Origin of the sequence: Crassaminicella profunda, from assembly GCF_019884785.1 — a bacterium.
Classification (GTDB): Bacteria; Bacillota; Clostridia; order Peptostreptococcales; family Thermotaleaceae; genus Crassaminicella; species Crassaminicella profunda.
In genome coordinates this window covers 271,781-296,449 of record NZ_CP082326.1, presented here as the reverse complement: position 1 = coordinate 296,449, position 24,669 = coordinate 271,781, and the positions used below count along the sequence as shown (strand labels likewise).

The window sequence follows — 24,669 nt, the reverse complement described above, 5'->3', positions numbered from 1 at the left end:
TTATTTCACCTTCTTTAGTATTTCCTTGATCATCATATCTGGATCTACCTTGTCTGCCATTGCTTTGAAGTTTAGAAAAATTCTATGTCTTAAACAAGGAATAGCCATATCATAAATATCTTCTAATGAAACATGAAATCTTCCTTCTGATAGTGCTCTTACTTTTGACGCTGCGATGATTGCTTGTATTCCCCTTGGACTTGCTCCACATTTTACATAATCCTTTACTAGTTTTATTTCACTTCTATCTGGATGGGTACTCAGCATAATTTTTATAACCTTTTCCTTTATATTTGAAGCTATTGGTACTTTCATAGCTGCTTTTTTAAGTGATAATATCTTTTCTTTTGTTGCACATTTTTTAATATTGGGTTCATTTTCTTGATCTACTGTTAAATCAATAATTTTAAACAAATCCTCCATTTGAGGCAACTCAATGTTTAATTTGAACATAAATCGATCTAATTGTGCCTCTGGAAGAGAATAAGTTCCTTCCATCTCTAAAGGGTTTTCTGTTGCCAAAACAAAGAAAGGCTCCTCTAACTTATAAGTATTTTTTCCAATGGTTACTGTTTTTTCTTGCATGGCTTCTAAAAGAGCACTCTGTGTTTTTGGTGTAGCTCGATTGATCTCGTCTGCTAAAACCAAAGAACTAAATATAGGTCCTTTTTCAAAATGAAACTCCAACCCCTCTGCATTTTTGTTGACAATTTCTGTTCCTGTTATATCAGCAGGCATCAAATCAGGAGTAAATTGAATCCTTGAAAAAGGCAAATCTAATACCTTTGAAAAAGTCTTGACTAAAACGGTTTTTCCAAGTCCTGGTGTTCCTTCCATTAGTACATTTCCACCTGCAATAATTCCAATCAGTACTTTTTTGATGATTTCATCTTGTCCTACAATTTGCTTTTTTATTTCTCTTTCGATTTCTTCAAAATCATCATAAAAATTTCTAATGATTGCCTCTTCCATTCCTTACTCCTCCATTCAGCTTATTGAAATATTCTAGTACCAATTCCTTTCGAGACAATGGTATTTGTTGTTTTTCCACATAGTTCATTCCCTGTTTTTGAAATTCACCATACAGCGTATTCAAAGATTCACTTTCTCCTTTTTGTGCCATTGCTTGATCTGATTCTTTGTTTGTAAGCTTTCCGCCCTTTTGCCAAGAAGATTTTACAAAAGAAGCTTCTTCTTTATTTTTTCCAAGTCTTGTAGACTGTTCTTGTCTTTCTACTTTTCCCACTCTTTCTGTAGATTTTTCATTTTCAAAATCCGTACCATTGCTTCCCCCTAAACCATTTGCATTTTCCATATGTTGATTACTCATATCCCCTTGCACTATTTCATTTCCCTTTTGTGTTATCATTTCTCCATTTTTAGTATCTTCATTTTCACCCTTTGCAAAATCACGAGTTTTTTCATCTCCTGAAAGTCCTTTAAAACCCTGATCTCCTTTTGCCAAAAGTCTTTCTTTCATACTAGTTAATTTACTTTCTGTTTCTTCTGTAAATTTTTTTATTTTTTTATTTTCTTCAACATCTTCTAATGCTTTTGACAGCTTTTCTCCTGTAGATTCTTCTTCTAAAGCTGTTTTCATCTTGTTTAGCAATTCCTTTTTTCCATCATCTTGACTTCCTAATCTTTTTTCCATCTCATTAATATGATCAATGATTTTCTCCTGATCTTGTTTAGAGAATGTGTGATTGTTTAACTTTTCACTTATTTTTTCTACATCCCCTGACACAAAAGCCTCTTTTATAGACTTTTCTTCTTGTCCTAATCCGTCAAAAACACCTGCTACGCTTTTTAGTTCTTCCCCTAAGCTTTCACCATTCATTTCTTTTATTCTTTTATGAGCATCTATAACATCTGCTGCACCTTCATCATAGTCAAAACTATTTTTTAGTTTTTTCTCTGCTTTTTCTAAGGTTAAGATGATTTTCTCGTTTTGCTTATTATCTAAATTTTCATCTTCTAAATCTTTTTTTAGTTTGCTTTTTAACGCATCTATCTTTTGTGCTTCTTCTCTTAATTCTTTATTAATATTTTCTTGATCTTTTGCCACATCCATGGATGCAGCAGGAACAAAATAAATCCCAGTTCCTAAAGATAATAGTAAAAAACTAATAATTATTCTTTTTAGAGGTAGTTTCATTTTATATTTTTTCACTAGATCAAAAACTGTTAAAATACTAGAGAGTTCCTCTTTAAAGTTTTCTATCATAACGTTTTCTTCATCTTTGTACTCTAAATAAGTTACAAGACGTTCCTCAAGTCCTAATGCATCACCCGTTAATGCAGTTTTTTGTATGCTTGGTTTTCTAAAAAAACCTACAATTATACCTAAAGCTATAAGGGCTAATATAACTATAAAAGATTTCTTTAATACATAAGTCGTTGAAAAAAAATGTGCACCACTAATGATTAAAAAAAATCCTATGCTACCCATGCAAAATCCATTGATCATATTCTTTAAGATGTTCTGTATCCAAATTTTATTTCTTAGTCTGCTTAAAATCACATCTACATTCTTCATGATCTACACCCCTTGGTGTTTTGCCATTTTACTCGATGAATAAGCAATGACACTTGAAAATATTGCCCAAAATACAAAGCACACAAGGAAAGGCTTCATCCCCATTTGATTACTACCACCCATCTGTTCGTACAAAACCCCTGTTAAGGATAATAATGGATTGATGAAAAATATACTTGGAATGTCTTTATCAAAAATAGTCGTAATAACAAGGTTTGCATATTGACTATAAAAAAATAAATAAATCATACTAAAAATTAATACAAAAAAATTAAAAATAATCAATACAAAAGCTTTTAATCTCATCTGAAGCTTAAGACTATTTAATATGTTTTTTATACTAAAAATCGTCACCCCCCATAAAATTTGAATCAAAAGAGGTAATAGAATATACTCTATACTTATTTTTCCTACAATCAATAAAATCAAAATAAGAGGAATAGCAGAAAAAATAAAAATCAATACCTCTACCAATCCTTTTAAATAATCCTTCTCTTTCATTTCCCATAATGGAAGAATGATCGTAGATAATAAAAATGCTAAGCTGCAAAAATATATATACCCTTTTTTATAAATTTCAGGTTGATACCCCTCTGCTCTCATGGCTATCATGAATAGGTATCCTAATAAAACCATACTTAAAAGTAATACATAAGATAGGATAAACCCTTTGTTTTTTTTGTTTATATATAGAAGTTTAAGCATTTTCATCACCTACTTCCCCATTTGTTCCTTTTACATCAATCTGAGGAAGAATGATTCTTCCATCTCCTTTTATTTTAATCATCAACGGTCCTTTTGAAATATATTTTCCTAGTTGGTTTTTCATAAGTTTTTCGGACGTTAGTATTTCCCATACTTTCGTATCTTGATTATAAACTTCTAAAGTTATTTCTCCTCCATCAACCTTTGTATACAGATTGATAGCTTCTATGTTTATATTTTTAGGGATAGCATAATATATTGTTATTTCTTTTCCTTCTTCTACAATACATTCTCTCTTCTCTTCATTTTCTTCATAGTTCATAACAGGTCTTATAACCTCACAAGGTAAATATACCTTTTCTGTATTGTTAATCTTTACATCAAATACATTCAAACTAATTTCTTTTGTCTTTTCTTTATGGTTATCTATATTAATCTTTTCAATGTCTTTACTAAATCCAAAGAAATGAGCATTGTACGAAGATTGATCTAACTGATAAAAATAGTATTCAAACATTTGTTTTTGATAATCCTCTAAGTTTGCTATTTCATAAATTTTTTCAAGATAATTATAATCCCCTAATGTTCTTAAACTATTATCTATTTCGTAATTGATAGATTTCTTTTCTTTTCCATCCAAATCTCCTAAAGAAATAACCGTATCCCCTATGAGTAAAAAGCAATTATACATTTTATCTACCATAGGATTGATAATTTCCCCTTCTAACATTTCTTCATTTAAATGAATCCTCATAGTATGAGTTTCCCCAAATTGTACTTCTTCCCTATATAAAGAATGGGGCTCATCCCCTTCTAATTGGTCATAATCTTCTTGATTCACAAGATCCGTTACTTTTTTATGAATTGGATCTAATATATAATCTGTACTATTACATACATCAATAAATTCATCATTTGTAAATGCAAGAGAACTATCACCTTTTTGGTTTGGATAAAGACTGGTAAATCTATACCCCTCTAATCCATAATGATTTATTTTTACAGCTGCACTAACAGCTTTGCAATTGGCAAATCCGCCTATAAAAGAAAATCCATAAAATATAAAGCAAAAACTTATAATAATCGTTGGAAAAATCCATTGTCTCTTCCCAAAATACATAAACATCCCTAATAAGAGTAAATAAATGATTAAAAATGATAATAGGAAAAATACCGTATTATATGTAGGCTTTAATAAATGATCGACTGCTCCATAAAGATTCTTTGAATCATTGATTTTTTTCTCTAAAACATTCGTATTTACTATTTTATTCATACTAAATGCAGTTATATTCTCATTAATTTTGTCACTGATTGATTCTATATCATCAAAAGTCTTTACCGGAATTACCCATCCGTCTCCTATATTCTGTTTCTCTACTATCCCTTCAAATATACCTGTTAAGTTTTTATAATCATATTGATTTGCACCAATGACTACTGTATTTCCATTAGCAATCCATTTTTTTAGTATTCCTTGATTTTTACTAGATAGATTTTCTGTAGAGAAATTATCTATAAGTAATACATTAAAATTTTCTAATTCCTTTAAACTATAATCCATCGTTTCATTTAATTTGATGGATTCTATATTTTTATCTTGGAATAAATCATTATTCATTGTCTTTATTCCATAATAATTTTGAGGCTGTTCACTTAAAATACCTATAAAAATTGTATTTTCAGGAAAAACTTCTAAAGAAATGTTTTTACTTTCTATTGTTTCTCCCATCTTTTCAAGACTTACCTCTATCTCTTCATTTCCTTTTAAAACAGGTATGGAAAATGTATATTCTTTTTTTGTATTCCTTTCTAAATTTATAGGATGAGTATAAACCCTTTCGCCTATAACAACTTTTAAAACTCCTTTAAACACATCTGTTTTCGTAGTTAAAAGCACTTTTACTGGATTCATTCCTCCTAGTTTACACTTTCCATCAAATCCTGTTTTCACAGTTAAGTCCATATGAAAAGTTTGTGCTTGTCCTACAATTGAAAAACAAGTGACGAAAATAAGTACACTCAAAAAGATACTTATTTTTTTCATATTTTCACATCCTTTAGTTAACATAAGGTACATTTTCTATTCCGTTTTTTGAGATCACTGCACTAAAATGTTTGTCAATAGCCTTTGGTTTATTTAGTAGTACATCTAATGCTTTCTTTACTCCTTCATCATCCGTTCCTGTCACCATCCAAATAGGACAAACACTTCCTATTCCAGCTGCATAAGCATAGATAGCGCCAGCATGGTCATAAGATGCTCTAGATTTTCCTTTAAAATCTAAAGCTTTTACCTTTCCACCCTCAAATTTCACATAAGTACCAATTAATTTATTTTTTCTATTGATATCCTTCATAAGTTGACTTTTTTGTGATAATTTATCCCATGTTCCTAGTAAAATGTAATATTTTTTAGGCTTTTCTAAAACCTTTGGATTAAAAAATGATAAATCTATTTGCTTAACCCCTTGTTTCATAAGACTTGCCTTTAGTTTCTCTGCTTCATCTTTATATCCATCTGCGTACATAATAACCGTTCCTGGATTTTTGCCCCAAAATCCACTTTTAAAAGGTTGGGGATAAGATCCAATAACAGCTGGTGCAAACATAGTTGTGCCCCAGTCATGATAATCCCACCATACTACATCCCCAGGGCTTGGTCTATATTCTGCCACTCCTACTGGTGCTAAAATACCATTTACCCAATAAAACCAGTCTTGTTTTTTTCTATTCTTTCCTGTATAAAATGTAAATTTTGATTCAATTCCATTAATAGCATTCACAAATCCACCACCATAGGCAGTTTGAATATCTAAATTTCTAAATAATATTTCCATACCCACTTCATCTTTTACAAGTCCAACATTTTTTGCATATACTTTTTTATGTCCAAAATCAGTAGTTACAACTAAATTTACATGATATGGGCTTTCAATATCTCCAGATGCCTTACGTACTTTTGAATTTTGACTTGCTGGTCTACCTTCCTTATATTTGATTTCTCCTTGAACAGGCCCTTTATAGTTTTTGTAGGTCACGCCATCTATCACAACTACATTAGATCCTTCTTTTTCTCTCTCTGCATTACTCCATCCTAAATTAGTTATCATAAGAACCATAATCATCCATAAAGAAAAGATTAATCTTATTTTTTTCATCCTTTATTCCCCCTTCATGAAAAATAAAAAAATCATCTTCCAACTTGAAAGATGATTCAGATATATTTATCTTTTTTATGATTTGAAAATATTGGATTTGCCAATATAAACTTTCATATTATTATATGTATATATCTTCTTCTCCTCTAAGTCGGAGGATTTCCGAAGCATATAACGACAGGTCTTCTGGCTCCCGAGTCATCTTTAAATCAAACCTTCCCGTCCTTTTGACAGTGGCATATTTTGATCCTCATCATCGGTTACAGCTGCGACTACAGCAAGGGTTTTTCACCCTTTTCCCTAAATCATTACACGTTTTATTTAATTGTTATACCATCCTCATTATAGCATTTTATTCCATTTTGTCAATCTATTGGTACAATTACTCATTTATATAAAACCCTCAACTATGCTATCGTTCAATTAAATTCATTCTAAATCATTTTTATTATTGTTTTTCATCAAATCCTTTAACCTTGATAAATTTATAAATTCAATGCCTTCCCGTTCTAAAACAGGTACCATATTTCTTATAGCACTAATGGTAACCTTTCCCCCTTCAGCTCCTACATGTCCTATTCCTATGGCATATCCCTTTTCTAGGGCAATACACTTAAGTTTTTCTAATTGCTTTTCTATTGTTTTTTGACTTTTTACATTATCTAAAAATACATCTCTTCCGAAACAAGGAACATCTAATTCCTCTCCTATATCTGCTACAACAGAATTTGGATTTGTTTTACTATCTAAAAAGAATAAATTTTTATCCTTTGCAATTGCCAATATATCCTTCATTACTCTTTGATCCTGAGTAGCCTTAGAACCCATATGATTGTTCATCCCTGTAGCATATTTTATTTCTTCTAATCCTTCTTTAATCCGAAGCTTTATTTCTTCATCCGATAAATCACAAGTAATTCCTCTTGGCCCTAGCCATTCCTTTTTTCCAACAATGGGCTCCATAGGTACATGCATGATGACTTCAATCCCTGCTTTATATGCAGCTTCTGCATCACTCTTGGTAAATGGTGAAAATGGCATTACAGCAGCAGTAATAGGGATATTAATTTTTAACAAATCATCTGTTCCGTCCCCATGATATCCAAGATCATCAATAACCAATGCAACATAGCCAGCTGGCTCAGAATTAGTTTGAGTATTTTTTGTACATTTAAAAAAAGCACCTATTATCAACAAACATATCACAAGGATTAAAATAATGACTTTATATAATGCTTTTTTTGTCATTACCAAAAACATACGCCCCACATCCCCTATTAATTTTTACTCTAATATACTATACTGTAACGATAGAAATATATTCCAATGATTTTCTATGCATATATATCAGAAAACTCAATATCTATCCTTTCAGCATAAGCTTGTGGAATCTTTTGTTTTGGTAAATTCTGTTTTCCTTCATCTATTATTTTTACTGGAAGTTCTATGCTAAACCTAGTTCCTTTACCATATTCACTCTCAACACAAATGTCTCCTCCATGCATTTTCACAAGAGATTGCACAAGAGATAAACCAATTCCACTCCCTTCATGATTTCTCCTTAATGATTTATCCACCTGCCTAAATCTCTCAAAAACAATTTCTAGCTTATCTTCTGGAATGCCTATCCCCGTATCCCTGACTACGATTTCTATATTTTCACCCTTATCAAGCATATTGACAAAAATACTTCCACCTGGATTTGTAAATTTTATAGCATTTGAAAGCAAGTTTAATATAATCCTTTCAATTTTATTTGGATCACAGGCAATAATCCTTTCTTCAACATCTGTATCAAACTGAATGTTTATTTGTTTTTGTTCAATATATTCTGCTACAGACAAGGTAATATCTTCCACAATACTTACAATATTATGATTTTGTATTTCTAATTCAAAATAGCCTGAATCCATTTTGGTAATATCAATTAAATTGTTTACTAGTCTTAGTAACCTATATCCATTTTGCTTCAATACCTTCATACGTTTATTTAAATTTTCTATATCATATAGTTTAAAGCTATTCTTCAGATCTAATTCAAGTAATTGCATGCTACTAAAGATTACATTCAAAGGTGTTCTCAATTCATGGGAAATATTTGCAAAGAATTCTGTCTTTAGCTTATCTTGTTCCTCTGCTTCCCTTATTCTTTTCTGCAAAGCTTCTGATTTTTTATGCTCTGTAAGGTCTCTAAAAACAACAATTTTTTTGACTCTTCCATTATCCATAAATGGTGTAGCTGTAACTTCTATATCTATTATTTTTCCATCTATTCTAATAATTTTTTGTTCTAAAGGAGCCACTGTTGCCTTCTCTTCCTTTATCCGTCTCATTCTCTTTTTAACAATTTCATGATAATCTGGATGTACAAAATCCATTATATGTTTTCCCATAATTTCATGTTGATCTTCTGCTCCTAACAGATTTATTACAGCCTTATTTGTAAACTCTATTTGTTCTTCATCATAAACAATAATTCCTTCTGGTAAGAGCTCAAATAGTCTACGATATCGCTTTTCACTTTCATGTATTTTTTCCTCAGCCTTCTTCCGTTCCGTTATATCCACAACAACACCAATGAGTCCATCTACTTTTCCTTCTGAATTTTTATAAGCTCCCTTATAAAAAATCACATCACGATAGGTATCATCTTGATTATGAATCTTTTCTTCATATATTTGATGACCTCCTTGATCCATCAATTCATCATCCATCTTATAGTAAACATCGGCCAATTCCTTATGAAAAATATCATACACACCTTGACCTATAATATTTTTTCTAGTAATCCCTATAAATTCTTCAAAGCTTTTATTACATCCTATATAAACCCCTTTTGTATTTTTATAAAATATTGGATTAGGAATGGTATCCATAAGCATATTCATAAATTCTAAATGATCTTCTAGTTTTTTTTCAATTTTCTTTCGCTTAGAAATATTTCTAAAGAGTATAGTTGTAATCATTATAAGAAAAATAATAATAAGCAATAAAATATTATAAACGATTTCCTTTTGTACGGAATAAATCGTAGAAGGTTTATTCATGACAATGCTATCTTCTGGTAAATCTGAAAGCTTTACTCCAAATTTCTTCATTTGGTTATAGTCAAACCTATATTGACTTAAACTTTTTTTCATAATAGGAATAGCTTCAATCCTTTCTCCTTCTAAAACTTTTATAGCTTTTTCAATAGCTATTTCCCCTTGATCATAACCACTTGCAATCTTTCCCCCTACAATTCCTCTACCTAAATAATTCTCCCAACAACTATATAAAGGAAGAGCCTTTTCTTTCGAAATACTTTGTATACATTTTTTCGTTGAAATAAATCCTCCCACATGATTTTTAAACATACCACTCCAAAATATAATACTTGATTCTGGTAAATTTTTAATATTCTCTTTAATATCACTAATTTTTTCTCCATTTATAAGAATAAATTTTATTTCACTATAAGAAGGTTCGATTTTTTCTATTTCTTTTTTATATTTAATACCATTGAAACTTTCATCCAATACGACAGCAATATATTTTGTCTTAGGATGCATCTTAAGACCTATATCTATCGTATCTTTTATATCTGCCTTTTCAACTACTCCCGTAAAATCTTTATGCCCTATAAGCATTGAATCTTTAAAATCATTGACTCCACAGAAAATCACTGGTGTATCAAAAAATAATTTTTCTTTGTATTTTAACAAAAATTTTAACGCATCATCATCAGTAGATACGATCACATCAAATTGGCTATCTTTAAATTTGTATTCATATAATTCATATAGCTTTTTTAAATATTCATCATCATACATTCTCTTTGTATCCATATACTCCATATGAATTGCATAGTTTTTATCATTACTTTTTAACGTTTTTATAATCCCCTCTTCTATACGTTCCGTCCAATTACACCCTCTATGATAAGAATTTAGAATAAGTATATGTTGCTTACTTTTGTCTTGTGAAAATGAACAATTTGTTGATAAAATAAAGATACACATAATAAAGCAAATGAGACCTATCTCTTTATGATTCTTTACATTGCCCATCCCGCCATTCATCCCCCTAATACTATCTTTACATCAAAATTTTTATCCCTTTTACTTTATTCTACATTTTATTGTTATAGACCTTTGATGAAATATCACTTCTTTTGTCATAAAAATACGAAAAAGCATCCTTTCGGATGCTTTTTTTAATAATTATTTTTTATTGAATTGCTTTTTCAATTCTTTTTAAACCTTCTTCAATGTTTTCAAGAGAAGTAGCATAAGATAATCGAATATAATGATCTGCTCCGAAGGCAACCCCTGGAATCACTGCTACATTTACATTTTGTAATAGATACTCTGCAAAATCCATTGAACCGTTTATAGTAAAACCATTGAAAATTTTTCCTATTAATTTTGATATATTTACCATTACATAAAATGCACCCTCTGGCATTCTACAAGATATTCCATTAATCGTATTAATCTTTTCAACCATATAATTTCTTCTTCCAACAAAAGCTTCAATCATTTTGTTAATTGGCTCTTGATCTCCTTTTAAAGCAGCAATACTAGCATATTGTGCTATGGTATTTGGATTAGAAGTAGCATGACTCTGAATATTATTGATAATGCTAACAATCTCTTTATCTGCTGCTAAATATCCTATTCTCCATCCAGTCATTGCATAAGCCTTTGACATACCATTGATCACAATGGTTAATTTCTTTATGTCTTCTCCTAAAGAAGCAATGCTTACATGCTTTCCATCATAAATTAATTTTTCATAAATTTCATCAGATATAATGAAAATATTGTTTTCTACTGCAATCTCTGCAATTTCTTTTAATTCATTCTCTGTATAAACTGTACCCGTTGGATTATTAGGGCTGTTTAAAATAATGGCTTTTGTATTTTCATTGATAGCTCTTAATAAGCTTTCTTTTGTATATTTGAATCCTTCTTCTTCTGAAGTTTCAACAAGAATAGGATTAGCATCTGCAAGCTTCACAAGTTCTGGATAGCTTACCCAATAAGGAACAGGTACAATTACCTCATCTCCTGGATTACAGATTGCTTGCAATGTATTGAATAGTGAATGTTTTGCTCCATTAGAAATAACTATATTCTCTGGCTTATATGCTAAATGATTATCATTTTTTAATTTATCACAAATAGCCTGCTTTAGATCAGGAAGTCCAGATGCTGCAGTATATCCTGTAAGCCCCTTCTCCATTGCCGAAATAGCAGCAGCTCTTATATGCTCTGGTGTATTAAAATCAGGCTCCCCAGCTCCAAAGCTTACTACATCCATACCATCTGCTTTCATTTTTTTCGCCTTTGCTGTAATAGCTAATGTAAGAGATGGAGATATTTCCTTATTCTTCCTCGATAATTGATCATTCATAATTATTCCCCTTTCTTTATACAGGATAAGTCTTTTGTTCCTTATCCGCATAATTACTATCTATTTTATATTTCTCAGCCTGTCTGTATTTAAAAAATTCTACAGCTACTGGTGGAAATAAAGCATAAGATAATACATCCTCTTCTTGTTCTAGATATTCTTTCATTTCATTTCTTATGCTTTTTAGCTGAGGTTTAATTAAATCAGCTGGCCTACAGGTAATTACTTCTTCATCACCAATAATTTTTTGAATAATTTCAGGCTTTATTGGTACTGTTGGTTTTCCATACATACCTTTTACATAAGCTTTTACTTCCTTTGGAATCATTTTATATCTTTCTCCAGTAATTACATTTAGCACTGCCTGAGTTCCTACGATTTGGCTTGTAGGTGTCACTAGTGGTGGATGCCCTAAATCTTCCTTTACTCTTGGCACCTCTTTTAGTACCTCTTCAAATTTATCAAGAGCATTTTGTGTCTTAAGCTGTGAAACAAGATTTGAAAGCATACCTCCTGGTACCTGATAAATTAAGGTGTTGATATTTACCCCTAATACTTTTGGATCTAGTAGTCCACTTTCTATACTTTTTTCTCTTATAGGTCTAAAATGCTCAGCAATTTTATTAAGCTTCTCAATTTGGAGTCCTGTATCATATTCTGTTCCTTTTAATGTTGCAACCATGGATTCTGTAGGTGGTTGGCTTGTTCCCATTGAAAATGGTGAGATAGCTGTATCAATAATATCTACACCTGCTTCAATTGCCTTTAAATAAATCATATCTGCTAAACCACTAGTCATATGAGAATGCAGTTCTAAAGGAATCTTTACTGCCTTTTTTAGTGCTGAAATCAATTCATACGCATAGTATGGTGTCAAAAGACCTGACATATCTTTTATACAGATAGAATCTGCTCCCATGCTTTCCATTTCTCTTGCTAATTTTACATAAGTTTCTGTTGTATGAACTGGACTTGTTGTATATGAAATGGCTGTTTGTGCATGAGCGCCTTCTTTCTTGGTTGTTTCTACTGCTACTCTTAGATTTCTTACATCATTTAAAGCATCAAATATTCTTATAATATCTATTCCATTATAAATAGATTTTTTAACAAATTCAATGACTACATCATCTGCATAATGCTTATAACCCAAAATATTCTGCCCTCTTAAAAGCATTTGTAGGTTGGTATTTTTTATTTTCTTTCTTATAGTTCTCAGCCTTTCCCATGGATCTTCATTTAAAAATCTTAAAGAAGCATCAAAGGTTGCCCCTCCCCACATTTCCAAAGCATGATAACCAACTTGATCTAGTTGTTCTAATACTGGTAGCATTTCTTCTGTTTTCATTCTAGTAGCAATTAAAGACTGATGAGCATCTCTTAAAATCGTTTCTGTTATTTTAACCTTTGCCATGGTTTCCCCTCCCATTATTCATTTTACACATAATTCAAATTATTAATTGTAAATCGTTTTCCCTGCATCTCCATCATCTTCTGTACACGTTTCAAAGTATTTTTATATTTTTATGCATAATAGCATTATCTAGCTTGCATGATTATGCTTTCATTATTATTTTATCAAGGTCCTCCCTTTATGTACAGTTTCTACAAAAAGTGTTATAATATGATTACTTTATTATTATAATTATTATCTAATTTTTCTTTATTTTTTTAAGGGGAGGATCATTATGGATGCTACAGATTTAAAAATTTTAGAAATATTACAGAGAAATTGTCGAATTTCCATGAAAGACTTAGGGAAATTGGTAGGATTAACTTCTCCTGCTGTATCAGAAAGAATAAAAAAATTAGAAGAAAATGGTGTGATTACAGGATATAAAGCCACTGTCAATCCGCAAAAGCTTAACAAAAACGTACAAGCATTTATAGACATTTCTATGGACAGAGATCATTATAAAAAATTTTTAGAGTATGCACAAAACAAAAACAGTATCGTTGAATGCCATCACGTAACAGGTGGTGATTGTATGACCTTAAAAGTAATAGTAGAAAGTATGGAGGAACTAGAAAATTTAATTGATTCTATCAAAAAAATGGGAAATACTAAGACTTCTATTATTCTATCCTCTCCTATAGAAAGCAAAATTATTCTATAACTAATCCTTAAAGGGGTTAGGATTAAGGCATTTTTCACTCCATCCTAACCACTACTTTTATAAACTTATTCAGTGATTACACCGGATACTGTCTCTAAAAATTCTATATATTCTTTCTTTGTCATCTTTGGCTCAAAATCTTTTATAATATCTTTCGCCACTTTCGCTTCGTCAAATAATAAATCAATAATCGTCATTGCCATTGATTTTGCAGGTACGATATAACATAATTCTGGATCTTCATTTTTAAATTCACGGGTATGAAGATCTCCTTTAATCCCTCCTATAAACGGGTGTAATGATGGCATAAGATGAGATACATCTCCAAAATCAAATGAGCCTGTAAAATCTCCATCTTCTATAATTTCTTCTGTCTTTACAAACTCGGATGCATTGGCTTTAAAAAGTGTATCTAATCCATGATGGTTTAAAAGAGGTAAATATCCTGGTATTTCAGATATCTTAACCTTTGCTCCTATAGCCATAGCACCAGCCTTTAGTGAACGATTTACCTTTTCATTTGCATCAATTATTCCAGGAATAGTTCTTCCTCTCACATACATTTCCATACGTACATCAGCAGGAACAACATTGACAATATCTCCACCCTTTGTAAGAATTGGATGCACTCTGATTTTTTCGCTTTCTTTGAACGTCTCTCTTTGTGCATGAATATTATTAAGCGCTAACATAGCGGCATTCAAAGCATTTATGCCTTTTTCTGGTGCACCTCCAGCATGTGATTCTTTTCCAATAAACTGAACATTCTTTCCAATAAATCCATTTCCTTTTCCACCAATTAATACTTTTTTATCTTCTAAATTTAATACATGCATCATCATAGCCATATCTACATCATCAAAATAACCTTTATGAATGAGCTCCTGCTTTCCACCAAAATATTTAATTTTTCCCTCTTCCTTTAATTTGCTTCTATAAGCAAGTTCTACATATTCTTCTGCAGGTACTGCTAAAAAATCTACCTTTCCATCTAATTTTTCTAAAACTCCTGAAAGGGTTAACCCTACTGCTGCACCAAGCATAGAAGCTACTTGAATATTGTGCCCACATGCATGAACTGCTCCTGTTTCAGGATCGGCATCATTATGTTCTTTACATACGACCGCATCCATTTCACCTAAAACAGCTACTCTTGGCCCATCCTTTTCTACATTTCCTCTAGCTCTACAGCCTGTAACAGCAATATTTTTCTCTACCTCTAATCCTAGTTTTTTTAGTTCTTCACTAATAAAATTCGTTGCATAACTTTCCTTGTATCCTAATTCAGGATTTTTGTAAATAGATTCTCCCAAATGAATAATTTTTTCTCTATTTTCATCAATTGCTTGGCATACTTTTTCTTTTAGTTGTTTTTTATCCATTATTCTTCGTTCCTTTCTTTCAATCTTTTATCTATAAAAGGATAAAGGTAATCTATTAAAATAGATTACCTATCATATACGATTAAATAATTCCTTGCATCTTTAAGATGGTTTGTGCCACAAGAGCAGATCCAAAATATGTACCAATAAATACGGCTATAGAAATGATCACAAGCTTCCAACTAATTTTTTTCAATTGATCAATTTTATTTCCAACAGAAATACCCGCAAACGCTAATATTGGCGTAGTTGTTGCTAAAAAGTTTACATTATTTGTATATTGCAAAAATAGCTTTGCTGTCGGCATAAAAGGCATACTTAAAATCAATGCAATCAATGTAGCCCATGCAAATGCTGGGAATTTCAAATTAGGTAACATTTCTTTGATTTTTAAAGAAATGATACAAACAAATAAAACCGCTAATATACCAGGAATAGCCTGACCTATTGGAGTAACTGGTTTGTCTACAATAATTTGACCGATTCTTTGACCAATTAAAATCATCATTCCAATAACCAGCATAATTTTTGACTGATTGATCGTCCTAGTTAGCATCTACATGACCTCCTTTTTTATCAAACTTTGGCGCTAATTTTTTATATAAATAATTTGATAATGGCAACGCAATAAATACAACTGAATAAAGACCTGTTACACCTGTTAACATATTACTTGTTGCTGCATAAGCAAGAATCGTATCCTTCATAGCTGGTACTGTTTCAGCAAGGGATGATGATGCTGCTGTCATCATACTTCCACTTCCCATTCCAGATGCCATAGCTAATGCTAAAGGATGGATTCCAGTAGACGCAGCAAAAGATGCCAAAAGTCCAAAGAATATAGTTCCAAAAACTGTTCCCATCATATATGTTCCCAAAACACCTGTACCCTCTGGAGAATTAATCCCATATCTTTCTCCTATTACTCCAAGGGTAGGCTCTCTACATATACTAACCGTTGCACCTACAGCTTCTCTCCTAAGTCCCAATGCTAACGCTAGGGGCAGTCCTATAAAAACAGTCCCTAAATTTCCTAACTCTTGTAGTAAAAATGCAGGTCCTGCTTGTACAACCTTTACAATATTAGGTCCTACCAAGGTTCCATACTTTACCCCCAATGGTAAAAGTGCAAACATTACTAGCGTACCTGCAAGGTCCATTACTTCGTCTGAAATCAATGCTTTTAATGCTTTTACTGGTTTTCCTAAAAGATCAGGTGTAATCACCATTCCTATAATTACTGCATATAACATAGGTAGTAATACAATCTGTCCAGGTCCAACAGCAATCTTTTTAATACCTATAAATTCACAAATAATAACAATAAATAATACCGAAACATAAAGTTTTGTAAATATTGAACTTCTATTTTTGGTTTCTATCAGTTCATCTTCTGTCAATCTTTTCTTTTCCATATTCACCCTACCTTTCTTTTTAATGTAATTTTTCCTAGCAATACAATATCACTGTTCGTTGATTAGATACATTTGTTTTCTTCAAACGAACTATAAGCTTAATAGTACCATATTCATTCTATACATACAATATATTTAGAAAAAAATTTTTATTTTATTTTACAAAATCCATCAAATTCTACACATGCTTCTTCTATTTTTTTCTCTCAGGCAAATAGACATATGCTATAATGGTAATAAATTACATATACATTTGTAAAATTACATATTAACAAAGGAAGTGAGTTCATCTTGGAACAGGAAATGATTACGGTCTTTAAATTAAAAAACTGGATATTATTTTTTCTACTCCTTTATTTTTTTGCCATCATCTTAGCAGGATATCATTATTCTAAAAAAGTACAAGAATCAGATGACTTGGTTTTAGCTGGAAGAGGACTTACCTACCCATTTTTGGTAGCCTCTATTCTTGCCACTTGGATGGGCGCAGGAATTATCTTAGGAGGAGCTGGAGAAGCCTTCACTTTTGGTATGCAAGGTGTTATTTTCGATCCTTGGTCTCCAATGATTACTTTAGTCTTTACAGGTCTTTTTTTTGCATATCGCTTAAGGAAAGCAAAATATACAACTATTGTAGATTTTTATACCAACCGCTATGGCAAAAAAATGGGCGCAGCTTTCGTTGCTATGCAGTTTTTAGCAGGACTTTCTTGGATTGCAGGAGAACTAGTAGCTCTAGGTGTAATTATACATCTTTCAACTGGATTTTCCATGAACACAGCTGTACTGATCAGTACCATTACGATTATTATCGTCATCCTTCTAGGAGGATTGTGGGCTTTATCTAGAGCTGATGCCGTATCCATTACTTTAATTATCATCAGTTTACTCATCATGATCCCCTTTGCTTTAAAAGAAGTAGGGGGTATTCAAAATTTCTTAGAAAATGCTAGTAACTATAGCAATCTTCCTGCCTTTGCCCTAACCCCTGTTTCTCCTGAAAAAGGTGGTTTTAAATGGTATTCAGGCCTCACTGGGTTTACCTACTTTTTTGCAGCCTGGACTGTTATGAGTTTGGGAGATTTAAATAACTCTACTTTAATTACCCGAGCATTAGCTGCAAAAAATGAAAAAACAGCTGCTTTCAGCTTCATTACCAGTGGATTATTATATCTTTTTATTGGAATGATTCCTGTATTTATTGGCATGAGCGTATATATCTTATATCCAGATTTCCCTATTACTCAAGCCGAACATGTACTTCCTTGGTTTGCAAATAAATATTTACCTCCTTGGATTTCTGTTTTCTTGGTTTTATCATTAGCAGCTGTTATTGTTAGTGGAACAGGAAATAACTTGCTTTCTGCTTCAACCTTAGTAGGGCATAATGCCTATAGGTTATTCAAACAAGATGCTACAAATAAAAATGTATTAGTAGTCATCAGAATAGCGATTGTAGTATTAGGCCTTTTATCTATGGCTATTGGCATCTATTTTAAAAGTGTTTACAAATTGATTGTTTTTGCAGGAGCCTTACTATTTCCTACAACTACCAGCTCCTATATTGGTGGCCTATTTTGGAAAAAAGCCAACACTTATGGTGCCTTCAGTTCCTTTATAGGTGGATTAGTTTCTTGGATTATAGGATACATACTCATTTATCCAAGTATTGCTGAAAAAAATATGATTAATGGGGTTTTCTTTAACAGCTGGGCCATGTGGGATACCATTTATGTAGCTGCTGTTCCTGCATTTATCATAAGTATTATGGCTTTTATTGTTGGCTCTTTAGTAACACAAAAAATTGATCCTCCTAAACCAATGATAGATGCAGATGGAAAGATTATGGAAGATCAAGGCTTTTTCTTCTGGTCAAAAACAAAATATCATTCAGTAAAATAATGCATTCATCAAAGTTGAATATGAACGATCCTACTATTTATACAAATACAAGACTAAAAAAAATAAACAGTATAAACCTTTATGCTAAATCTAAAAAGTTTATACTGTTACTTTTTTATTTTTGAATAAGTTCAACATTTTAATTTGTATTTTTTAGGTTTACTATTAGCAACGATCTCAATGGTGCCTTTATTTAACAGTTCCATTAATAAATGCTTCATGACTATTTTCGAATCAGTAACCTGCAATTTATTTTTACTCCAAAACAAAGAGGCTTTTGTTCCATGAATAATTTTTTCAATTTCCTTCCCTGTAAGCTCCTCTGTTTTTTTTAATTCTTTTATGATTCGCTCTTCACATTTTCTATATAATATCTTTAATAATTCTTCTGTTTTTCTTTGTTGCTTCACATATCCCCATGCCAGTAAAAAAGCAATAGTTACTCCAAATAATACTACCTTTCCTAAAAATCCTATCATATTATTCACTTACCTTCTCTAATGTAATAAATTTATTGTTTCTTAAAATATTTATATAAGTCCCAAGTCTTTCATAAAGAGGTTCTGCATCTTCACCAAACTCTTCTTTTATAATTGCACCAATTTGTTCAACATTCCTTTTACCATCAATCGTTTTCCATACACAACTCCCATGAGCATCTAAATCTATTCGCATGACTTTTGGTGTTTTAAAGAAAAACCTTACAATTTTATCTAAAATCCCTTCTCTTGGAATAATCAACTGCACCAAGCCCATATCATTTACTTCCCATTTTTGATTCTTATTTTTAAAAGGCACCAACTCTAAATAATTATCATCTTTCTTTATTTTTTTAGCCATCATTTCACCTCTTTTTATAGATTCAAAAGAGGATATTAAAAATATCCCCTTTTTTATTCTTTCAAATATTATACTATTTTCTTTCTAGTACTTAAAGTTTCTTAGATGAACTTTGCTTAAATAGTGAATATCTCATAAGTGAGAAAGTCAATGCAGCAAAGAATAACAATGCTCCTATTTGCCCTAAATTAATGTCTAATACAAGGTTCACTCCAGCTACAGCAAGTATAGCAAGTAATATACCTACTAATCCTTCTCCTGCGATTAAACCAGATGCATATAGAATACCACATTCAATTTTTTCTTTGATACTATGAGTTTCTTCATTTGATTTTTCTAATTTTTTATCTAAGATTCCTCTAACAATACCACCTACCATAATTGGTGTACTTAAATGAATTGGTAAGTATAGACCGATAGCAATTGGAAGAACAGGTAATCCTAATAATTCAACTGTAATTCCTACGCCTATTCCAGTAAATACAAGAGCCCATGGTAAGTTACCACCCATAACACCTTCTATAACCAATCTCATCAATGTTGCTTGAGGTGCTGGTAATTCAGAAGATCCGAATCCCCATGCTTTATTTAATAATGTTAAAACAAAACCAATTGCAAGAGCAGCTGCTATTGCACCAATAATTTCACCATATTGTTGTTTATAAGGTGTAGCACCTACTAAGAAACCTGTTTTTAAGTCCTGAGAAGTATCCCCTGCCATGGCAGCGATGATACAAATAATCGCACCTACAGTTAATGTTGCGATCATTCCCGTATGACCATCATTTCCACTTGCCTTAAATATAATAGCAGTAATGATTAATGTTGCAATAGTCATACCAGATACTGGGTTTGATGAACTACCAACAAGACCAACAATTCTTGAAGAAACTGTTGCAAAGAAGAAACCAAAAATTGCAATTAATAGTGCTCCACCAAAACCTACTGGTATAATCGGTAACATCATCATTGCTAAAACAACTGCTAAAGAACCAATTAAAACCATTTTCATTGACATATCATGATCTGTTCTAATATTTGCATTTCCACCTGTACTACCTGAATAATCCTTCATGGCATCTCTAAAAGTTTGAACGATTAGTGGTAAAGATTTAATCAAACTAAATACACCACCAAATGCAACAGCTCCAGCACCTACATATCTTATATAATTATCCCATATTCCCCAATATCCTAATTCATTAATCGGCACAGATGCTGGATACATAACGATATCCCCCATACTTCCGATATTAGCAATCAATGGAATAAATGCAAACCATCCAAGAACAGCACCACCTAGCATATATGCAGAAATTTTAGGTCCTATAATAAAGCCAACACCTAGTAAGGCTGGTAGTACATCTGCACCAATGGCTGCTCCTTTATAACCAGGAATCGCTGCTTCTATTTCACTTGGGAATAATTTAAGTCCATCTGCAATAAACTTATATGCTGCACCTACTCCCAATCCTGTAAATGTAATCTTTGCCTTTTCTCCACCTTCTTCACCTGCAAGCAATACTTCTGCACAAGCTGTTCCTTCAGGATAAGGTAATACGCCATGCTCTTTTACGATTAAAGCTTTTCTTAAAGGAACCATAAAAAGTACTCCTAAAAGCCCACCACATAAAGCAATAGCTGTTATTGCTATTAAATCAGGAGATCCCATGTTCCATTCTTCCATCCAAATATAAAGAGCAGGTAGTGTAAATATTGCTCCTGCTGCTAGAGATTCTCCAGCTGATCCAATAGTTTGAACCATATTATTTTCAAGTATAGATTCTTTTCTTAATACCCCTCTAATAACTCCCATTGATATTACTGCTGCTGGAATAGACGCACTAATTGTCATTCCTACTTTTAATCCTAAATATGCATTCGCTGCACCAAAGACTACAGCTAATATAATTCCTAGTACAATTGAAGTCAAAGTAAATTCTGGTAAAATCTTATCTGCAGAAATAAACGGTTTAAATTCCTGAGATTTACCTGTACTTGACATATTTCATTCCTCCCTACTCAAATTTTAATAAATATGAAATTGTGTTCGCTCTTTTGAATTTTCAGAAAATTCACAAGTATTTATTTTTTATTACACGGTTGCAACCTAGATTGTAGTATAGACAACTTTTTTTCAAAAGTCAAACATCAAGTTTTTCTCTTATTTTTATAAAATTTCTATTATCCATTCCTTTGTTTTTTCAACTATACCCACCGTTAGATAAAGGATTTTATCTTTATCTAACGGTGGGTATATAGGTATAATGAAGACTTTCGTAACCTTATCTATCTTTTTTAAATCATCCCATAAAAATATTTTATTTTATCTAACAACAGTTGACAACTGTTCGACTTTATTTTTTCATATTTATACATATATTTGAATAAAAATTTTTTTCATTACGTTATCAAGTTAAAGTATAAATGTAAAACATTTATATACTTTAACCATAAAAAAAGAGTAATCGTTCACCGACTACTCTTACCTTTTTATCATTCATATTCATAAATCTTTTTAAATACAGACCACCTCATAAGCATATATACAAGGAATCCAAATGAAATAATCGTCCCCAAGCTACCAATATTCATCCCTATAGCAATTTCTATATGGAGTACTGCTAATAAAGCTAATATAACACCTACTACACCCTCACCAGCAATCATGCCCGATGCATATAAAATACCAAATTCGATTTTTCCATTTCTTTCAAAATCCCTTAAATTTATGCAATCTAAGTCTAACAAGCCCCGAATCAACCCTCCAATAAAAATTGTAGTGGTAAGATTAATTGGAAGATAAAGTCCTATGGCTATAGGAAGGATTGGTAACTCCAGGAGTTCTATAGCCATTCCAATAGCTACACCAATAAATATTAAAGACCAAGGTAAATTTCCCTGCATAACCCCTTCAACTACCAATTTTACTAATGTTGCTTGTGGAGCTGGTAATTCAGATGACCCAAATCCCCAGGCCGTATTCAACAAAACTAAGACTCCTCCTAAAGTCAAAGCACTTACTACACCCCCTATTATTTCTCCTATTTGCTGCTTATAAGGGGTTGCTCCTACTAAAAAACCGGTCTTAAGATCTTGAGAAGTATCTCCTGCCATAGCTACAATAATACATATAATAGCTCCCACAGTAAATACATTAAATATAATTTCATTATCTTCCCCACAAATACTCTTAAATGCTAAGGATGCAATAATCAACGTAGCAATTGTCATTCCTGAAATAGGATTTGAAGAACTTCCAATAAGCCCTACAATACGAGAAGATACTGTTGCGAAAAAAAATCCAAATATTACAATTAACAAGGCACCTATTACACCTATACCAATGGATGGCAATACGGTTATTGCAAATATAATAAATATAATTGTTAATCCTACTGTTGATAGAGGTATGTCTTGCTCTGTTCGAAGGGCACTTTTTCCTCCTATAATTTCATGATAGTCTTTCATGGTCTCAATAATCGTTTCGTATATAATAGGAATAGATTTTACAAGACTAACCACCCCTCCAAAAGCTACAGCCCCTGCACCTATATATCTTATATAATAATTCCATATATCCCAACTACTCAATTCTCCAATTGCAACAGATGCGGGAAATATAATGGAAGTACTATTAACTCCAAATAGAGATATCAAAGGAATAATTACAAACCACCCGATCAATGAACCCGCTAACATAAATCCAGCAATTCTTTTTCCAATAATAAACCCAACTCCTAAAACAGCTGGTAGTGCATCTAGACCTATTAATGTAGAAAATGGTTGATCCATATGGAATTCTAATTTTGATGAAAAAACTCTCAATCCATCTGTTAATAACTTATATATTGCACCAAATCCTATGCCTGCAAAGGTTGCTTTTGCTTTTTCTCCTCCCTCTTCACCTGCTAAGAGTACATTCGCACAAGCTGTACCTTCTGGATAAGGTAAATGTCCATGTTCTTTCACAATAAATGCTTTTCTTAAAGGAATCATAAACATAATTCCCAAAATTCCACCAAACAAGGAAATTAATATTACAAACTTAACACTTGGAGTATTGACTCCAGCTGAATTTGCCCATAAAAACATGGCAGGAATTGTAAACACTACTCCTGCAGCCAATGATTCTCCGGCTGATCCAATGGTTTGGACCATATTACTCTCCAGTATTGAATCTCTTTTCATAATTACCCTTGTTACACTCATTGCTACAACTGCTGCTGGTATAGAAGCGCTTATTGTCATACCTACCTTTAGCCCTAAATATGCATTTACTACACCAAATACTATTGCTAACACAATTCCTGAAAGGATTGATGTAACAGTCAATTCAGGAAGGTTCTTATCTGCAGCTATAAATGGCTTAAAAACTTTATCATGATCAGCCATTATGTCATCTCCCTACATTTTGTTCAAAAACTCGTTATTAGAGTCACTTATTTTATTATATACTACTTCTTTTAGGGTTACAATTTAATTCTTTTTTGAATCTCTTTCTAAATTGAGATATAATATTGTCAATAGAGAGTAGGTGATATAATGACTACAAAGAATAAAATTCTAATGGCTTCACTAAAATTTTTTTTAGTCCAAGGATATGAAAACACAACATTAAGTATGATTGCAGATGCAGTAGACATAAAAAAGCCTTCCATTTATTATCATTTCAAATCAAAAGAAGGGTTATTATTCAATAGTATTTATTTTATATTAGACAATTTAGAAGAACAAATCACACATTCAATAACCTTATCAGATACACCTAAAGATCAACTATCATCCTTTTTTGAATGTATTTTAGATTTTAATTCTAAACTTTCTTTAATGATTGGTAATGATTTCAATGAACCTATTAACTTTATTACCATTTTTCAACTTTATTCAAATAGATTCAGTGAACTTTCTGAAAGAATCAATCAATACTACGCTAAAATCAGTAACATCCTAAAAGATATTATTCATAAGGGTCAAAAAGAAAATCTTATCAGAGATTCCCTCAATGAAGAAATGGCTGTAATAGATATTATTTCAAGAATAGAAGGACTTATCGCCCTTTCATCTATCTATAAATCTATCGATCTAAATAGCATTAGAAGCCAACTCTATGAAAATTTGTGGGCCAGTCTCTCAGTTGAAAGTGATCGGCCTAAAAATAGAAAATTTTTTAATTATAGCCCTATTAGCTTAGGTCGAAAATGGTAAAAT

General features: G+C 31.7%; 19 protein-coding genes and 1 riboswitch. Of the genes, 3 read left to right on the top strand and 16 right to left on the bottom strand.

Annotation, left to right across the window (positions count from 1 at the left end; translation table 11 throughout):
* The 9 genes from K7H06_RS01325 to K7H06_RS01285 form a co-directional block, all read right to left on the bottom strand.
* Entirely contained in the window at nt 1-972 is a 972-nt protein-coding gene (locus tag K7H06_RS01325; RefSeq protein WP_223038189.1) for an AAA family ATPase, read from the bottom strand.
* Nucleotides 953-2,539: a hypothetical protein gene (locus K7H06_RS01320; protein ID WP_223038188.1), complete on the bottom strand. Its 1,587-nt coding sequence runs from the start codon at nt 2,537-2,539 to the stop codon at nt 953-955. Before K7H06_RS01320 ends, K7H06_RS01325 begins: the two co-directional genes overlap by 20 nt.
* Before the next feature lie 3 nt (nt 2,540-2,542).
* Nucleotides 2,543-3,250, bottom strand: coding sequence for a hypothetical protein (locus K7H06_RS01315; RefSeq protein WP_223038187.1), 708 nt, complete (start codon nt 3,248-3,250; stop codon nt 2,543-2,545).
* Complete coding sequence (locus tag K7H06_RS01310; RefSeq protein WP_223038186.1) at nt 3,237-5,291, bottom strand: hypothetical protein; 2,055 nt, start codon at nt 5,289-5,291, stop codon at nt 3,237-3,239. Before K7H06_RS01310 ends, K7H06_RS01315 begins: the two co-directional genes overlap by 14 nt.
* Before the next feature lie 13 nt (nt 5,292-5,304).
* Nucleotides 5,305-6,405: a DUF4430 domain-containing protein gene (locus K7H06_RS01305; protein WP_223038185.1), complete on the bottom strand. Its 1,101-nt coding sequence runs from the start codon at nt 6,403-6,405 to the stop codon at nt 5,305-5,307.
* Between the two features lie 159 nt (nt 6,406-6,564).
* A riboswitch (cobalamin riboswitch) is annotated at nt 6,565-6,730 on the bottom strand.
* A 104-nt stretch (nt 6,731-6,834) separates the two neighbouring features.
* Nucleotides 6,835-7,665, bottom strand: a complete 831-nt coding sequence (locus K7H06_RS01300; protein WP_223038184.1) for a divergent polysaccharide deacetylase family protein — start codon at nt 7,663-7,665, stop codon at nt 6,835-6,837.
* A gap of 74 nt (nt 7,666-7,739) precedes the next feature.
* Nucleotides 7,740-10,454, bottom strand: coding sequence for a sensor histidine kinase (locus K7H06_RS01295; RefSeq protein ID WP_223038183.1), 2,715 nt, complete (start codon nt 10,452-10,454; stop codon nt 7,740-7,742).
* 160 nt (nt 10,455-10,614) lie between these two features.
* On the bottom strand, nt 10,615-11,802 hold the full coding sequence (locus tag K7H06_RS01290) for a pyridoxal phosphate-dependent aminotransferase (RefSeq protein ID WP_223038182.1): 1,188 nt from the start codon (nt 11,800-11,802) through the stop codon (nt 10,615-10,617).
* A 16-nt stretch (nt 11,803-11,818) separates the two neighbouring features.
* A complete protein-coding gene (locus K7H06_RS01285; RefSeq protein ID WP_223038181.1) occupies nt 11,819-13,216 on the bottom strand; it encodes an oxaloacetate decarboxylase subunit alpha in 1,398 nt (465 codons plus the stop codon).
* Nucleotides 13,217-13,490: 274 nt separating this feature from the next.
* Between K7H06_RS01285 and K7H06_RS01280 the strand changes: the two genes are divergently transcribed.
* A complete protein-coding gene (locus tag K7H06_RS01280) occupies nt 13,491-13,919 on the top strand; it encodes an Lrp/AsnC family transcriptional regulator (protein WP_223038180.1) in 429 nt (142 codons plus the stop codon).
* A 65-nt stretch (nt 13,920-13,984) separates the two neighbouring features.
* Here K7H06_RS01280 and K7H06_RS01275 read toward each other — a convergent pair whose 3' ends face one another.
* The 3 genes from K7H06_RS01275 to K7H06_RS01265 form a co-directional block, all read right to left on the bottom strand.
* Entirely contained in the window at nt 13,985-15,301 is a 1,317-nt protein-coding gene (locus tag K7H06_RS01275) for an amidohydrolase (protein ID WP_223038179.1), read from the bottom strand.
* Nucleotides 15,302-15,383: 82 nt separating this feature from the next.
* Complete coding sequence (locus K7H06_RS01270; RefSeq protein ID WP_223038178.1) at nt 15,384-15,857, bottom strand: hypothetical protein; 474 nt, start codon at nt 15,855-15,857, stop codon at nt 15,384-15,386.
* Nucleotides 15,847-16,716, bottom strand: a complete 870-nt coding sequence (locus K7H06_RS01265) for a DUF3100 domain-containing protein (protein ID WP_223038177.1) — start codon at nt 16,714-16,716, stop codon at nt 15,847-15,849. Before K7H06_RS01265 ends, K7H06_RS01270 begins: the two co-directional genes overlap by 11 nt.
* Before the next feature lie 291 nt (nt 16,717-17,007).
* Here K7H06_RS01265 and K7H06_RS01260 point away from each other — a divergent pair, with 291 nt between their 5' ends.
* Nucleotides 17,008-18,618, top strand: coding sequence for a sodium:solute symporter family transporter (locus K7H06_RS01260; protein ID WP_223038176.1), 1,611 nt, complete (start codon nt 17,008-17,010; stop codon nt 18,616-18,618).
* 131 nt (nt 18,619-18,749) lie between these two features.
* Here K7H06_RS01260 and K7H06_RS01255 read toward each other — a convergent pair whose 3' ends face one another.
* The 4 genes from K7H06_RS01255 to K7H06_RS01240 form a co-directional block, all read right to left on the bottom strand.
* Nucleotides 18,750-19,106 carry a hypothetical protein gene (locus tag K7H06_RS01255; protein ID WP_223038175.1) on the bottom strand — a complete coding sequence of 119 codons (357 nt, stop codon included), beginning with the start codon at nt 19,104-19,106 and terminating at the stop codon, nt 18,750-18,752.
* The gene (locus K7H06_RS01250; protein WP_223038174.1) at nt 19,099-19,458 is read right to left on the bottom strand and encodes a PqqD family protein; all 360 of its coding nucleotides are present in this window, start codon (nt 19,456-19,458) and stop codon (nt 19,099-19,101) included. Before K7H06_RS01250 ends, K7H06_RS01255 begins: the two co-directional genes overlap by 8 nt.
* A gap of 91 nt (nt 19,459-19,549) precedes the next feature.
* Nucleotides 19,550-21,463 carry an OPT family oligopeptide transporter gene (locus tag K7H06_RS01245; RefSeq protein ID WP_223038173.1) on the bottom strand — a complete coding sequence of 638 codons (1,914 nt, stop codon included), beginning with the start codon at nt 21,461-21,463 and terminating at the stop codon, nt 19,550-19,552.
* A 491-nt stretch (nt 21,464-21,954) separates the two neighbouring features.
* Nucleotides 21,955-23,853 carry an OPT family oligopeptide transporter gene (locus tag K7H06_RS01240; protein WP_223038172.1) on the bottom strand — a complete coding sequence of 633 codons (1,899 nt, stop codon included), beginning with the start codon at nt 23,851-23,853 and terminating at the stop codon, nt 21,955-21,957.
* Between the two features lie 150 nt (nt 23,854-24,003).
* Here K7H06_RS01240 and K7H06_RS01235 point away from each other — a divergent pair, with 150 nt between their 5' ends.
* On the top strand, nt 24,004-24,666 hold the full coding sequence (locus K7H06_RS01235; RefSeq protein WP_223038171.1) for a TetR/AcrR family transcriptional regulator: 663 nt from the start codon (nt 24,004-24,006) through the stop codon (nt 24,664-24,666).
* Nucleotides 24,667-24,669: the final 3 nt, after the last annotated feature.